The 14,457-nt window shown below is 61.4% G+C and carries 16 protein-coding genes; 7 read left to right on the forward strand and 9 right to left on the reverse strand.

The window, feature by feature from the left end:
- The 7 genes from bioD to NKI46_RS27320 all read right to left on the reverse strand — a co-directional run.
- Positions 1 to 403, reverse strand: a 403-nt coding sequence (bioD, locus tag NKI46_RS27290) for an ATP-dependent dethiobiotin synthetase BioD (RefSeq protein ID WP_352748950.1), incomplete at its 3' end; no start/stop codon positions are given.
- On the reverse strand, positions 400 to 1,551 hold the full coding sequence (locus NKI46_RS27295; protein WP_352659008.1) for an 8-amino-7-oxononanoate synthase: 1,152 nt from the start codon (positions 1,549 to 1,551) through the stop codon (positions 400 to 402). The genes bioD and NKI46_RS27295, both read right to left, overlap by 4 nt.
- Positions 1,548 to 2,561: a biotin synthase BioB gene (gene bioB / locus NKI46_RS27300; protein WP_031198738.1), complete on the reverse strand. Its 1,014-nt coding sequence runs from the start codon at positions 2,559 to 2,561 to the stop codon at positions 1,548 to 1,550. Before bioB ends, NKI46_RS27295 begins: the two co-directional genes overlap by 4 nt.
- A 91-nt stretch (positions 2,562 to 2,652) precedes the next feature.
- Positions 2,653 to 3,507, reverse strand: a complete 855-nt coding sequence (nadC, locus tag NKI46_RS27305; RefSeq protein WP_023807057.1) for a carboxylating nicotinate-nucleotide diphosphorylase — start codon at positions 3,505 to 3,507, stop codon at positions 2,653 to 2,655.
- Positions 3,507 to 5,048, reverse strand: a complete 1,542-nt coding sequence (locus NKI46_RS27310; RefSeq protein WP_352515373.1) for an L-aspartate oxidase — start codon at positions 5,046 to 5,048, stop codon at positions 3,507 to 3,509. Before NKI46_RS27310 ends, nadC begins: the two co-directional genes overlap by 1 nt.
- Positions 5,045 to 6,019, reverse strand: coding sequence for a quinolinate synthase NadA (gene nadA / locus NKI46_RS27315; RefSeq protein ID WP_352499300.1), 975 nt, complete (start codon positions 6,017 to 6,019; stop codon positions 5,045 to 5,047). Before nadA ends, NKI46_RS27310 begins: the two co-directional genes overlap by 4 nt.
- Before the next feature lie 66 nt (positions 6,020 to 6,085).
- Entirely contained in the window at positions 6,086 to 7,054 is a 969-nt protein-coding gene (locus NKI46_RS27320) for an NUDIX hydrolase (protein ID WP_352515372.1), read from the reverse strand.
- A gap of 162 nt (positions 7,055 to 7,216) precedes the next feature.
- Between NKI46_RS27320 and panB the strand changes: the two genes are divergently transcribed.
- The 7 genes from panB (at position 7,217) to NKI46_RS27355 (ending at position 12,479) form a co-directional block, all read left to right on the forward strand.
- Positions 7,217 to 8,077: a 3-methyl-2-oxobutanoate hydroxymethyltransferase gene (panB, locus tag NKI46_RS27325; protein ID WP_352515371.1), complete on the forward strand. Its 861-nt coding sequence runs from the start codon at positions 7,217 to 7,219 to the stop codon at positions 8,075 to 8,077.
- Positions 8,074 to 8,937 (forward strand): pantoate--beta-alanine ligase, encoded by an 864-nt coding sequence (gene panC / locus NKI46_RS27330; RefSeq protein ID WP_352515370.1) that lies wholly within the window; start codon positions 8,074 to 8,076, stop codon positions 8,935 to 8,937. Before panB ends, panC begins: the two co-directional genes overlap by 4 nt.
- 81 nt (positions 8,938 to 9,018) lie before the next feature.
- A complete protein-coding gene (locus tag NKI46_RS27335) occupies positions 9,019 to 9,744 on the forward strand; it encodes a LuxR family transcriptional regulator (protein WP_352748955.1) in 726 nt (241 codons plus the stop codon).
- A 92-nt stretch (positions 9,745 to 9,836) separates the two neighbouring features.
- Positions 9,837 to 10,469 (forward strand): acyl-homoserine-lactone synthase, encoded by a 633-nt coding sequence (locus tag NKI46_RS27340; RefSeq protein ID WP_031206361.1) that lies wholly within the window; start codon positions 9,837 to 9,839, stop codon positions 10,467 to 10,469.
- Between the two features lie 22 nt (positions 10,470 to 10,491).
- On the forward strand, positions 10,492 to 10,866 hold the full coding sequence (locus NKI46_RS27345; RefSeq protein WP_352515368.1) for a transcriptional regulator domain-containing protein: 375 nt from the start codon (positions 10,492 to 10,494) through the stop codon (positions 10,864 to 10,866).
- A 43-nt stretch (positions 10,867 to 10,909) separates the two neighbouring features.
- The gene (locus tag NKI46_RS27350; RefSeq protein WP_352515367.1) at positions 10,910 to 11,335 is read left to right on the forward strand and encodes a DUF2285 domain-containing protein; all 426 of its coding nucleotides are present in this window, start codon (positions 10,910 to 10,912) and stop codon (positions 11,333 to 11,335) included.
- A gap of 169 nt (positions 11,336 to 11,504) precedes the next feature.
- Positions 11,505 to 12,479, forward strand: a complete 975-nt coding sequence (locus tag NKI46_RS27355) for a hypothetical protein (protein ID WP_023708080.1) — start codon at positions 11,505 to 11,507, stop codon at positions 12,477 to 12,479.
- Positions 12,480 to 12,933: 454 nt separating this feature from the next.
- Here NKI46_RS27355 and NKI46_RS27360 read toward each other — a convergent pair whose 3' ends face one another.
- Complete coding sequence (locus tag NKI46_RS27360; RefSeq protein ID WP_352748958.1) at positions 12,934 to 13,668, reverse strand: Crp/Fnr family transcriptional regulator; 735 nt, start codon at positions 13,666 to 13,668, stop codon at positions 12,934 to 12,936.
- 112 nt (positions 13,669 to 13,780) lie between these two features.
- Positions 13,781 to 13,993 (reverse strand): hypothetical protein, encoded by a 213-nt coding sequence (locus NKI46_RS27365; RefSeq protein ID WP_155921670.1) that lies wholly within the window; start codon positions 13,991 to 13,993, stop codon positions 13,781 to 13,783.
- Positions 13,994 to 14,457 lie beyond the last annotated feature (464 nt).

Consider the following 14,457-nt stretch of genomic DNA (forward strand, 5'->3'; position numbering starts at 1 on the left):
CGAGTGTGGTGCGGGCGCACAGAATAACGGGCAGCCGCCATTCAGCGAAGATGTCGATGAACCTTGTGCGCCGGTTGAGCGGCACCATTAGGCCGCCGGAGCCTTCGATGACGAGCGGCGTCGGTAGGACGGGAAAAGCAAGATCGGCAGCCTTGATCGCCACGCCGTCGATCTCGGCCGAACGATGCGGCGACAGCGGGCTCCGCAAGCGGTAGGCTTCCGGCAGCACGCGCTCTGAGGGCAAGCCGGCAAGCCGCGCGACAACCTCGCTGTCGGTCTCGCCGTCGAGGCCCGATTGCACCGGTTTCCAGTAAAAGCCGTCCAGCAAACCGGCGAGCCCAGCCGCAAACACGGTCTTGCCAACTCCGGTATCCGTTCCGGTGATGACGATGCGTTGGGTCATATCGCCTCCGGTGATGTTTGGGCCAACACCTCGACCAGCGCCTCGACCATGGCGGAAATGTCGGCTTCGCCAATATTGAGCGTCAGTGAGATGCGCAGCCGCGACGTGCCCTCGGGCACGGTCGGAGGACGAATGCCGCGTATGTCGAAGCCGCGGGCCTGCAGGCGCGCCGCCACTGCCATGGTGCGCCTGACATCGCCGATTACTAAGGGCTGGATCTGAGAGCCACTTGGTGTCACACCCCAGCGATTGACCAACCGGCCGGCGCTGGCGACGCGTTCATGCAGCTGAACACGCCGCATAGGCTCGTCGGCGAGCATTGCGAGTGCCTCGCGCGCCACGACCGCCATCAGTGGCGATGGCGCGGTCGCGTAGATGAATGCCCGGCAACGGTTGATCAGATATTCGCACAGTGCCCTCGGCCCGGTCACGAGCCCACCAGATGCGCCGAGCGCCTTGCCGCAGGTGTGGAGCGCTATGATGTTGTCGCGGCCCGCGAAAGCGGCGGCAAGCCCCCGGCCGTCCGATCCCCAGACGCCGGTGGCATGCGCCTCATCAATGACGATGAATGCGCCGTGCCGATCGGCAAGCGCGACCAGGCTCTCCAAAGGCGCGCAGTCGCCATCCATGCTGTAAAGGCTTTCTACCGCGATCCAGACGCATCCCATGCCGCCTGCGACGCGCCACCGTGTAATCGCATCCTCGACAGCGGTGGCGTCGTTGTGCGCGGCCAGCACGAACTGTGCGCGCCCGGCCTGCGCACCCTCATGCATGCTGGCATGGACGAGCTCATCGAGGACCAAAAGATCGCCCTTCTGCGGCAGGGCGCTCAGCAGAGCGAAGTTGGCGATGTAGCCGCTGCCGAAGAACAGCGCGCGGTCGGCTCCAAAGAATGCCGCCGCATCTGCCTCGAGCTGCTCGTGTTCCGGTGCATTGCCGCGCAACAGCCGCGACCCGGTGGCGCCAACCGGCGTGCCCCGCGCAATCGCCGCTACAACCGCATCGCCAAGTCTTCTGGACGCGGCCAGCCCGAGATAGTCGTTCGACGAGAAGTCCAGCCCGGCGCGGGGCGAAAGCGTCCGCAGCCGGTCCTTGCGCGCTAGCCCCTGCAAGGTCGCATCATAACGGGCAAGCGGCGCCCCGTTCATTGCGCCTCGAGTTCCATCGGATCGATGCCAAGGCGCCGGAACAGCAGGGTATCCTTGTCCTCACCGGGATTGTCCGCCGTCAGCAGCGTGTCGCCGACGAAGATTGAGTTGGCGCCGGCAAAAAAGCACAGCGCCTGCATCTCGTCGGTCATCGCGGTGCGGCCGGCGGACAGACGGACATGCGATTTCGGCATCATGATGCGCGCCAGCGCGATCACGCGCACGAATTCGATCGGCTCAATGGGCTTGGCGTCTGCAAGCGGCGTACCGGCGATCGGGATCAGCATGTTGATCGGAACGCTTTGCGGATGTTCCGGGAGATTGGCCAGCGTCACCAGCATGTCGATCCGGTCCACCGGCTCCTCGCCCATGCCGACAATGCCTCCACAGCAGACCTTGATGCCGGATTTGCGAACGTGCTCGAGCGTCTCGAGCCGCTCGGCAAAGCTCCGCGTACCGATGATCTCGCTATAGTAACGTTCTGACGTATCGATGTTGTGGTTGTAGTAGTCGAGACCCGCCTGCTTCAGTCGAGCGGCTTGCTCAAGATCGAGCATGCCGAGTGTCATGCAGGTCTCCAGGCCCAGCGCCTTGACGCCTTCGACCATCGCCACCACCGCATCCATGTCGCGCGCCTTGGGGTTTCGCCAGGCCGCGCCCATGCAATAACGGGTGGCGCCGGCATCACGCGCCTTGGTCGCTTCGGCGATGACGCGCCTGACATCCATCAGCTTGGACGCCTCCAACCCGGTTTCGTGACGCGCCGACTGGCTGCAATAGCCACAATCCTCCGGGCATCCTCCGGTCTTGATGCTGAGCAGCCGGCTGAGCTGGACCTTGTTTGGATCGAAATTCTGGCGGTGCACGGTCTGCGCCAGGAAGAGGAGATTGTTGAAGGGGGCATGGTAAAGTGCCTGAGCCTTTTCCAGGGTCCACGCTCCAGCGTCAGGCGGGTCAGGCGATTGAGCGTGCGGCGATGTCTGCGTTGAACTTGCCGTTTGCATCTCCATGCTGTTCCTCCGGTCTGTCTTGCGGGTCTTGCTATCTGACTATGATGATCGGAAAGGATAGTTGACCCAATCCTGTTCGTTACTCAGACAATCATGAGCCCCGATGGTCGAGGCCGATATCCAGGATCGGCGCGCTGTGGATGAGTCGGCCGACCGAAATCAGATCAACGCCGGTCGCGGCAACCGCTCGCGCTGTATGCGACGTGATCCCGCCAGAAGCCTCGGTGATAGCGCGGCCACCGACCATTGCGACGGCGCGGCGAAGATCGGGGAGGGACATGTTGTCGAGCAGAACCGCATCGGGAGCGAAGCCAAGTACCTCCTCCAACTGGGCCAGAGTATCGACTTCGACTTCGATCTTGACGAGATGACCGGCCGCTCTTCGTGCTCGCTCGAGCGCTGGCCGGACGCCGCCTGCGATGGCGATGTGGTTGTCCTTGATCAAAATTGCATCGTCCAGGCCGAAGCGGTGATTGGACCCGCCACCTGCGCGCACGGCATACTTTTCGACTGCCCGCAATCCGGGCGTTGTCTTGCGGGTGCAGACGATCTTCGCGCCATATCCACGAACCGCAGCGACGATCGATGCCGTTGCTGTGGCGATGCCGCTCAGATGGCACAAAAAATTGAGTGCCGTCCTTTCCGCTGTGAGAATGGCTCGGGCCGGGCCAACCACTGATGCAATGACCTCTCCATCCACGACATTGCAGCCGTCTGCCCGCTCCACGGAGATTTCGACACCAGGATCAATCATGCCGAAAGCGAGCATCGCCAGATCGATGCCGGCGACAACTCCGGACTGTCGCGCCACCAACACGGTTCCCGCTTGGTATTCCTTCGGGACGATGGCGTCCGTGGTCAAGTCGCCGGCTCTGCCAAGGTCTTCAAGAAGAGATGCCCGGACAAGCGGCTCAAGCAGGACCGTGGGGAGCGGTGAGAGCATCATCACTTTGCACCTTCGGAGCTTGGCGAGTGTCCGAGTGCCCGCGCAGCCGCCAAGGCGGCTTCGAGCGTGATTTCGGACCGTCGGGCGGCAGTCGCATGATGAGGAAAATCTGTCCGGTAATGAGCGCCGCGGCTTTCTTCGCGCAACAAGGCGGCAACAGCAATCATTAGCCCGACAGCCGCCGGATCCGAGACCGCATCCTTGCTTTCGGCGAGCGGCAATAAGGCACGCGCGGCTGCTTTCAACCCTTGACCATCCCGGACGATGCCGAGTGCGCGCGACAGAAAAACGCGCACGGCTATCGGAGCGGGCGGTGGGTAAACGTTCGCAAACGCAGGCCTTGTTCTGCGCGCAGGCGTTCCGGCGACGCTTTCAGCGACCCAGCGGGCGCACACGATTGCCTCGGTCAAGGAATTGCTGGCGAGCCTGTTGGCGCCATGCAGTCCTGTCGAAGCGACTTCGCCGCAGGCCCACAGCCCCTTGACGGAGGTCCTGCCCGAGCAGTCCACGGCAACGCCACCCATGTGGTAGTGTTGGGCCGGACGAATAGGGATGAGATCGCGCGCGGGATTGATGCCCGCTCCAAGGCAGGCTGATGCGATTGTCGGGAAATGTCGAGCGAATGCCGGGCCTGGCCGTTGTCGGGCATCGAGAAAAACATGGTGGCCGTCCGCAAGATGGTTCCACACGGCGCGGGCCAAGACATCGCGAGGCGCAAGTTCCGCCCCTGGCACGCTCTGGAGAAAAGCCTGGCCGGTTTCATCGATCAGGGCAGCACCTTCGCCTCGCACAGCCTCGCTGACCAGCGCCATAGGCCGTTCTGGGCCGTCAAGGGCGGTCGGGTGGAACTGGATGAATTCGAGGTCGGCTAGGACAGCTCCAGCGCGGGCCGCAAGCGCAAGGCCTTGTCCGCAACTGCCCCAAGGGTTCGTGGTGTCGAGAAACAGTCCCCCGATGCCACCGGTGGCGAGGACGACCCGCCGTGAGCCGAAGAAGAAAGGTGCGATCGAACAGCTCGCCCAGACGCCTCGGATCGCATTCTCTCGCACGGCGAGCCGGCGCGCTTCCACGCCCTCCACGACAACTATCGACGGAGTGGAACGCACAGCCGCGATCAGCGCACGCATGATCTCACGCCCGGTGCCGTCCCCATGCGCATGAACGATGCGACGTCGGCTGTGTGCGGCCTCCAATCCGAGGCACAGTGATCCTTCCGGCGTGCGGTCAAAGCGAACCCCAAAGCCCGCAAGCCCCTCTATGGCCTTGGGCGCGGCTTGGAGGATGCGGCTCGCCACGTCTCTGTCGCAGAGACCATCCCCTGCGGCAACCGTATCGGCCAGGTGCATTGCCGGATCGTCGTCTTCGCCGAAACTTGCAGCCAGGCCCCCCTGGGCCCAGTTGCTCGAGTTGTCAGCTCCCAGCAGCGACCTTGACAGAAGAAGCACCGGCTCCGGCGACAGTTGAAGCGCGGTCATCAGTCCGGCGATGCCGCCGCCGATGATAATGGGCCGCCCGAAGAAGCTGCGGAGGTCGGCGCTCAAACTGCCAGCATCCGTTCGACCGCTAGCCGCGCGCGCCCGGCGATCCCGGGTTCGACGGTTACGATATGGTGGTTCTGCTCGAGCGCGGTGCGGATGTTGGCAAGCGTGATCCGCTTCATGTGCGGGCACAAATTGCAGGGCCGGATGAACTCGACCTCTGGGTGCGCTAACGCGACGTTGTCGCTCATTGAGCATTCCGTCATCAGCACGACACGTGGCGGCCTTTGCCTTTCGACATAGTCGGACATGGCAGCCGTCGAGCCGGAAAAATCTGCTTCAGCCACGACGTCGGGCGGGCATTCGGGATGGGCGAGCACGACCACGCCGGGGTGGCTTTCGCGCAACTCGCGGATGTCGGCCGGTGTAAAGCGCTCATGCACCTCGCAACGCCCTTTCCAGGCGATGATCTGCACATCTGTCTGGGCGGCGATATTCTGGGCCAGATATTCGTCCGGCAACATGATCACCCGGAGAACCCCAAGGGATTCGACGACCGCCTTGGCGTTGCCGGATGTACAGCAGATATCCGACTCGGCCTTCACTTCGGCGGACGTATTTACATAAGTGATGATCGGAACGCCGGGATAACGCTGGCGCATCAAGCGCACGTCTTCTGCCGTGATTGAGTCCGCCAACGAGCAACCGGCGCTGAGATCCGGAATGAGCACGGTCTTGCCCGGATTAAGGAGCTTGGCCGTTTCGGCCATGAAATGGACGCCGGCCAGCACGATGACTTGCGCCTCGACCGTCGCAGCCGTGCGGGCTAGTGCCAAGCTGTCGCCGACGATGTCGGCCACGCAGTGGAAGATCTCGGGCGTCTGATAGTTGTGCGCCAGGATGATCGCGTTGCGCTCGCGCTTCAGCGCAAGGATCGCCTCGATATCCTCGGCGAAAGCCGGCCATTCGATCGGCGGGATCACTCGTCGGACGCGCTCGTAAAGCAACGCGGCCGTAGGCAGCATGGCGCCCATAGACCCCTCCCGCTTATACTCTAACTGAAAATAACCAGCATATACTTGCTGTGAGTATAAGGGATGTCAACCCCGCGCCAGCGGCAATTTTGTCCCGGCGATGAGCCTATCGTCGAGAACGGCGTGGCGGAAACGGAAAAGCTTCGCTGGCCGGCCGCCGGTCTCAGTGGTGGCCTCTCCGGTCTCCTCGACCAGCTCCTGCTGTTCGATCAGTCGGCGAAAGTTCGGCTTGTGGATGAGCCTGCCGGCGAGCGCCTCCACGGTTCGCTGCAGCTGCAAAAGCGTGAAGACCGGCGGCATCAGCTCAAAGACGACTGGGCGGTATTTGATCTTGGAGCGCAGCCGCGCAATACCGGTCGCCACGATGCGGCGATGATCGGCGACCATGGACTTGCTGGGCACCAGCGGCGGGGGTCCTGCGTCCCGCCCTCTTACGGCCTCTTGGACCAGGCCTGCTTCGTAGACTAACTCATAGCGTTGAAGCGTGAGTTCCTCGTTCCAAAGGCGGTCGTCGAAGCCAAAGGCTATCGTCGCCCGCTGCCAGCGTTCACGTCGCGTGGCCGAATCGCCAACGCCGTTTGCCCATTCGATCAGGCGCGGCCGCAGAACGTCCAGCACGACCGCAGGCGTGCCGGAGCGGTGGTCCTCCCATGGAAAATATTCATACCAACTCTGCCATCCGCACTTGGGCGAGCCCGCTGCCTGTTCCTTGCGCGTCAATGCGAGATAGCTGATGGAGATGACGCGCTGCTGGCGCTCGGCGCCGATGCGATCCCGATCCGCGAACGTGTAGAGTTGCTCAATGTACCCCAGCCGATGGCCGGTTTGCTGCTCGACCCACCCCCTCAAGCCGGATTGCAGCGATCGGTGCTCAAGCGCAAAGGGACCGGAGGGCAAGGTGTCCGCCTGGCCGATGGTGAGGACACAGGGTTGATTGCCGTTTACGGCGACCACAAAGGCGATCAAGTCCACTTTGACGTTGTCGGCCTTGCCGGCGGCTCTGTGTTTCCTGAGTCCTATTGCCTGATCGTCCATTATTTGGCCAGCTCGGGGGCACCTTAATCGATTTAGTGTAAGCGTGCCAATTGGCACGTCAACACCCCGCAGCTGCATGGCCATTTTTTTGCTCTTCGCACCTGCACAAAAATGTGCCAAAGGCGACAGCCGCAGCTGGTAACGTAGGGGAAGGAGGGTCCCATGAGCGCTTATGGTGACACCAGGGCGATCACACCGCCGGATATTCGTTCGCGCAAAGGTCGGACGCCGCTCGTCTGCCTTACCGCCTACACCACCCCAGTCGCCCGGCTTGTCGATCCCCATTGTGATGTGGTGCTCGTCGGCGACAGCGTCGGCATGGTTCTCCACGGCCTGCCCTCGACGCTCGGTGTCACGCTGGAGATGATGATCACGCACGGCCAGGCGGTGCGCCGTGGCATCAAGCAGGCGCTGATGGTGGTCGACCTGCCGTTCGGTTCCTACGAGGAAAGCCCAGAGCAGGCTTTCCGCAATGCCGCGCGCGTCATGGCCGAGACCGGCTGCACGGCCGTCAAGCTCGAAGGCGGCGAAGCGATGGCAGAGACGATCGGCTTCCTCGCCGCACGCGGCGTGCCCGTCATGGCCCATGTCGGATTGACGCCGCAGGCCATCAACACCATCGGTGGCTACCGCGTACAGGGCAGGGGCGGGGATGCCGAGCGCATCAGGCGCGACGCAATTGCGGTGGGCGAAGCGGGCGCCTTTGCGGTCGTCCTGGAGAAGGTTCCTGAGGCGCTCGCCCGCCGGATCACCAAGGAGGTGGCGACCCCGACCATTGGCATCGGTGCCTCGGCAGCCTGTGACGGCCAGATTCTCGTCGTGGACGACATGCTGGGCCTCTTCGGCGACTTCCGGCCCAAGTTCGTCAAGCGCTATGCTGAACTCCGGGAGGCGGCTGCGGCTGCGATCGCTTCCTATGCGCGCGAGGTGAAGGAGCGCCAGTTTCCCGCCGCAGAGCACGTGTTTGCCGATGCGCCCAAGCCCGCCGACACGGACGCCACCAAGAGCGGAGAAGCAGCGTGAGCGTGCCGATCGTCAGGAGCGTTGACCAGCTTCGCGAAAGCGTCGCCGCATGGCGCTGCGAAGGTGTGAGGATAGCCCTGGTGCCAACGATGGGCGTCCTGCATGAGGGCCATCTCAGCCTGGTGCGCGCTGCACTCGAGAAGGCAGACCGTGTGATAGTGACGCTCTTCGTCAACCCGAAGCAATTCAACAGCCAGGCCGATCTTGCCGCCTATCCCCGCACCGAGGACGAGGATGCCGCCAAACTGGCACCGGTTGGCGCGCACCTGCTTTATGCGCCAGATGCAGAGGAGATGTATCCGGCGGGCTTCGCCACCACCGTTTCGGTTTGCGGTGTCAGCGAAGGCCTGTGCGGTACATTCCGGCCGGGGCATTTCGACGGCGTGGCGACCGTCGTCGCCAAGCTCTTCCTGCAGACCAGCGCTGACTTCGGCTTCTTTGGCGAAAAGGACTTTCAGCAAATTCACCTGGTCAGGCGCATGGCCCGGGATCTGGATATTCCAATCACCATTGTTGCCTGTCCGACAGTCCGTGAAGCCGACGGTCTTGCGCTATCATCGCGCAATGTGCGGCTCTCGCCAGCGGAACGCGCTGTTGCTCCCAAGCTATCATCGGTCCTGCTCAAGACGGCTGAGCGGCTTGAGCGCGGCTCACCCATCCTGCCAACGCTTGCAGAATCTCGCGCAGCAATTCTGGCTGCAGGCTATCGCGAGGTCGAATACCTGGAACTTCGCGATGAGGCAGATCTGCACCCGACAACAAGCCTCGATCGACCGGCACGGTTGCTTGCCGCCGCCTGGCTCGGCGGCACACGGCTCATAGACAACGTCAGACTATTTCGGATTGGTTCAACAGATTAGCCACGTTCTCGGCACGCGCCGTATTCGTCAAACAAGGTCTCTGCCTGGCATTGAGCGTTACGGAGGTTACGCACAGGACACATGCATCGCGTGTTTGAGAACTTCGTCGAGCAACTGTCTGCAAGTGTTGATGCTGCCGATCTCTGTGAGGCAATGGCCTCCGCTGCAGCCGGCTTCGACTTCCCGCTATTCGCCTATTTCACCTACCCGTCAGCCTCCGGCGACGCCCCCCAATTGATTTCAAACTATCCTTCATCCTGGACGTCACGTTATCTGCAACAGCGGTACCACAGTCTCGATCCGGTCATCCTGCGCGGGCTGCAAGGCTGGGATATATTCGATTGGGGTGTGGATCGCGCTCGGCACTGTCTGCCGAATTCGCAGCAACAAATTCTAGAGAGTGCGGCTGAATTTGGCATCTGCGGCGGCCTGACGATGTCCATGCATGATCATCTCGGCCGGTTTGCTGCCCTGACCTTTGCTTCCGACGAGTCCCGTCCGCCTCTGTTGCGGTCACTGGCACGTTACGAAAAAGCATTGCAGCTGGTGGCCATCAACTTTCATATCCATGTCCGGCGCAGGCTCGCCGATCATCGCGTGGTGGATGGTGTAACGCTCACCCCGCGGGAGTTCGAGTGCCTGAAATGGGCGGCGCGCGGCAAGTCGGCTTGGGATACTAGCCAGCTTCTCGGCGTCTCAAAGCGCACCGTGACCTTTCATCTGGAAAACGCCAAGGCAAAGTTTGGCGTTCGAACGATCAACCAAGCCGTTGCACGAATGGCTGCCTCCGGCCTGACGAGATCCTGATTCTCAGCCACGATACCTGTAAACCTCTACAGGCTGCATCGATGTCAGCTTTGCCCTTCGATGGCGGGAACACATCCCACATGGAGGCGACCATGATGCAACTGATAGCACCAGACTTTTACAACGAGTTTGCAGGCGAACTCAAAGAGATGCATGGGCTCAGGTTTCGGGTCTTCAAGGAAAGGCTCGATTGGGAAGTTGATACCGAAGACCAGATGGAATCCGATCCGTTTGATGCTCTCAAGCCTGTCTATCTGCTCCTCAAAGGATCCGACTGGCGAATTCGCGGTTGCGTGCGTCTTTTGCCCAGCACCGGACCCACAATGTTGCGCGACACCTTCCCGGTGCTGCTGGGTGCTGACGTCGTGCCCTCGACCACCGACATATGGGAGAGCAGTCGTTTCGCGCTCGATCTTCCTCCGTCGGCGCCCAAGGCAGCGGGCGGGCTGGCCCAGGCGACCTACGAGCTCTTCGCGGGCATGATCGAGTTCGGCTTGGCCAAGGATCTGACCCGGATCGTAACGGTGACGGACACGCGCATGGAGCGGATCCTCCGCCTTGCTACGTGGCCATTGTCGCGCATCGGAGAACCCAAGTGCGTCGGCAAAACGGAGGCGGTGGCTGGGTTTCTCGAGATTTCCCACGCGAGCCTTTTGCGAATCCGCAGCAGGGGACGTCTGAGCGGACCGGTACTGTGGCAACCGGTTCTAGGCCCGTCAGCATAGCGCCATTGTGGACACCTGTGCCATGAAGGATGCTGGTTTGCCCAAGGAAGCGACGGTCGGCCTTGTATGCTGGCCGGACTGGCGTCGCCAGGACGCTTACCACTACGCCAGACGATTGCCACGGACTGGCTGGGCTTGGGAGTTTCTTCGGCGCAATCCACAATTCCAGCGCGACCACGCCAAAATGGCACCGTCCGCCTGCTTTGTCGGAGCCGAGGCCGACATGAAGATAATCGAGTTGACGACAGAATCAGCTTTCCTAAGACAATGGAGCCTCCTTTTTCGCGGACGCGCCACAGTCGGACGCTACATCGGCGAGGGTCTTTTGGGATCCGCGCGATTGCGCCTGTATTCTACGAGCGGCCGCGGAGCCGCTGGGGCTCGACCACGATTTTGAACCGCTTCACCTTTCTTCGCTCTCATGCTGCAAGGACATCCTGTTGACAGCTGCGGGCATGCAGCACGTGCTGCTGAGGGAGAACTGCCGGAGTCTGCAGATCGCCGTTTCCGGTGCGTCCGTCCTCCGCCCGTTGCGGCTATATGTCGACGCAATCCTTCAGCCGCAGCACCTCAAGTTCCATGTCGCTGCCCTTCAGTTCCTGAACGACATCAATGATTGCCGCCGCGTGTCAGCTGCTTGCTTTCCGCCGGAACACCGGGGAGCGCGTCTGCGTATTGTACTGCAGGCTTTGGATGGCTCGCTCGCGGGAGCATCTCATCAGGAGGTCGCCATTGCCTTGTTCGGGAGACGCCGTGTCGAAGAAGATTGGCGTCATCCAGGCGGCCATCTTCGCGATCAGGTACGCCGCGCCATTCAACGTGGCCGCTATCTGATGGGCGGCGGCTACAGACAGTTCCTGAGGTAATTGGGGTGGTTGCGATCGTCTTATCCGAACGCGCAACCTCCATTTCTCACTGCAATGGTGCGTTGCACAAAACGTGGCAAGCGCCTAGTTCTTCCGCGGCGAATCGGGTTTCGGCGAAACACCGGGACCCAACTTCGTCGATAAGTGCATTCATGACCTGAGGACCCCGATGACCGTTATGAACTCCGACAAAGCCGGCGCTGCAAGCCTTGAGACAATCGCGCGAAACGGCAGCATGCTGCGTCGCATAGCCGTACGCATTCCGACCTACCTGTCGGATATTCGCGAAAATCCGGCGTGGCTGCCCATGTTCATGTTGGCGCGCACCATGCCGGCACGGAGAATGCACTGGCGTGGTGCAAAGCCGGTCCGAAGGCCGCAAAGAGCCCAGGACACGATGTTTGCCGGTGTCAATTGCCACGACGTTGTCGACGCGCTGCGGATGGATGGGCTTTTTCCCGGCCTTGTCCTGCCTGCAATGGTGGCTGAAGATGTAGCCGCATTCGCAAGGTGCACACCTTGTTTCGGCAATTTCGATCGCCGACTCGAATTCATGCCGGCGGAGCATGCGGAGGCTGAGGCGCGATTTGGCCGTCCGTTGCTCAGCGGCCATTATTTCGAGCGCATTCTGGGCTGTAAGTCGGCCGTTGCCATCCAAAACGATCCGCTGCTCATGGATATCGCCGCGCACTATCTCGGCGGCCAGGCGACGCTGATCACGACGCGCGTCTGGTGGAGCTTCCCGACCGGCCAGGCGTCGGACGCCGACAAGAACCTGGCTTCGCTCGGCAAATACCATTTCGACCTGGACGACTGGCGGATGCTGAAGTTCTTTTTCTATCTAGTGCCCGTCGACGAGGGGACCGGCCCGCATATCTATGTTCGCGGCAGCCATGATCGCCGCGCCCTCAAGCACCAATTTACGCTTGTCGTCGGCCATCCAGCGCAAGAGATTCTGGACGTCTACGGCAAGCAGAGTCCGGTCACGCTGACCGGCAAGGCCGGTTTCGGTTTCGTCGAGGATCCGTTCGGGTTCCATATGGGCACCGTGCCGTCGCACAGGCCACGGCTGATGATGGAAGTTGGCTTCGGCGTTTCTCCTCCATCGCGCCGCCGCTTCCATGGCGAGCCTGTGATCCGCTGATTTCGAAAAGTCCCGAAACAGCCTTCCCGTTGTGAGGCAAGATAAGGCTATGCGGCTGGCGCAATGAGTCTCGCCATTGCTCCAGCTTCCTCGAGATCGCCTGCCACGCGAAGCCTCAGATGCTCTTCGAAAACCTCCTCTACGGACCGAGTCATCTCGGGTCTCCTTTGGAGTCACCGGAAGGTGGTGCACAGCCGTATCGTGCTTCGCAATCCTGAACGACTGCGAGGGGCGGTTTGTTCCTCGCGTGGCGCATGCAGCGGTGCCGGCATGACAGCTTCGTCTTGGATCCCGATGCTCGGCAACGTCGGCGGTGAAGGCTCTGTCTAGGCGGCTTACCCGGACATGACTCCAATGCAGGAAATCGACCATCTCCTGTTCGAGCACGTTCGTTGGCGATCACCGTCGCGGCGCTACGGACGCCGCGGCGCCTGCGGTCAATGCAGTTTGCCGACTAGCCGAGCGTATTCGGCTTCAGCCCTGCCATATGACCCATCTGCCAGCGCAATAGACGCGCGCGATCAAGAATGACTACCTCTCCTCGCCTTGAGCGTATCATACCTTGGCCCAAGGTTTGCAGCGCTATGGTGATGCCGGGCCGCCTGACACCGAGCATAACTGATAAGAACTCGTGCGTAATCGCAAAGCTGTTCCCCTCGACGCGATCATCACACATCACCAGCCATCTTGAGAGCCTATCGACGATGTTCATCCGGGCATTGCTGAGCGCGGTGAAGCTTGCCTGGAGGTGAAAGTAGTGAACGTAGCGGAGCAGAAAACTTCGCAGGGTTGGGCTTGTCAAAAGCGCCTTGGTGAAGAGGCCCGCGTCGATAACAAAGGCTCGGGCTTCTAATTGGACGTAACAATCGTGCGTTGACCGGTCATCGCCCATGATAAGCGCTGAGCCGGTCATGCCCTCACAACCTATGATTCCGATCTCAGCTTCAATACCAGGCCGCAGTTCGCCCACCACTGGCCCGAGACCGCTCTCGAAGAAGTACACGGTTCTGATTGGAGACCCCGCCACTTCGAGATGCGTCTTCAGTCCAAGGGAGACGCTTTTCAAATGAGGTTGCAGCAAGGCCAAATCTGCCGAGCACATTCGAAGCAGCAGCGAATTGCGATAGATGGAATTTTGGCCGGTGTCGCATTGCGCGGCAGTGTGAGTTTGTGATTTGGAATCTGTCATAGCTCCCTCTCCCTATTGGGGCGGAAGCATGTTGATCGCTCACAGCCGACGGACGCCCTTAGAGTTGCCGTCGATGGCACACTGTATGCCTGCGGACCGCGGATGTCCCATTTTAACTGCGTTGATCGGCGCCAGCCAGGGTTTGGCGCACCCGCTCTAACGCCGCATTCAAATGCTCCAGAAATTCGTCATCGCTTTTGGTCGCCAAGCCGACTTGTCGAGCGCGAGTTACAATGCGCTCCTGGAGTGAAACCGCTGTCTCGTAGTGGTCGACGATCATCTGAAATGAAGCGCTCATTGGGGCGGATTCAAAGAGCTGTGCCATTGTGGCAATGTAGTTCCACGATGATGAGAGTCCATGCGGCCGCCGCTTGGGTAACAATCGTACAATATACCCAAGACTGGCCGCGCTCTTTGGTTAGCCTCCCAGTAATCCAGTAGCCTTGCGAGGCGCAGCTTCTCGTCGCCCTTCTCCTCGTGACCCGGCCGACCAGTCCCGGCTTCAGCCATTCCGCCTAGTCCTTCTTATGCTCCTTCGGGACCGGGACGCCGACCTCGCCCTGCACACGATCCCATAGCGTTTGCCTCTTGTCGGCCTTGAAGGCTAACATCGCCCGCCCTTGTAGGACCGCTTTTCAGCCATGATCACCTCGGGGCGCTGAACGAAGCGCGTGCTTGTCGACTCTGTCGGTCGTCGCAGACGCTTACGGAGGCCTCACCGAAGAGGGCGATGCGCACTCCGGCTCGACGACGGCTGTCGCAAATCAGACTGCTGTGGGATGCACCACC

The sequence above is a fragment of the Mesorhizobium sp. M0615 genome, from assembly GCF_040320805.1.
Taxonomy (GTDB): domain Bacteria; phylum Pseudomonadota; class Alphaproteobacteria; order Rhizobiales; family Rhizobiaceae; genus Mesorhizobium.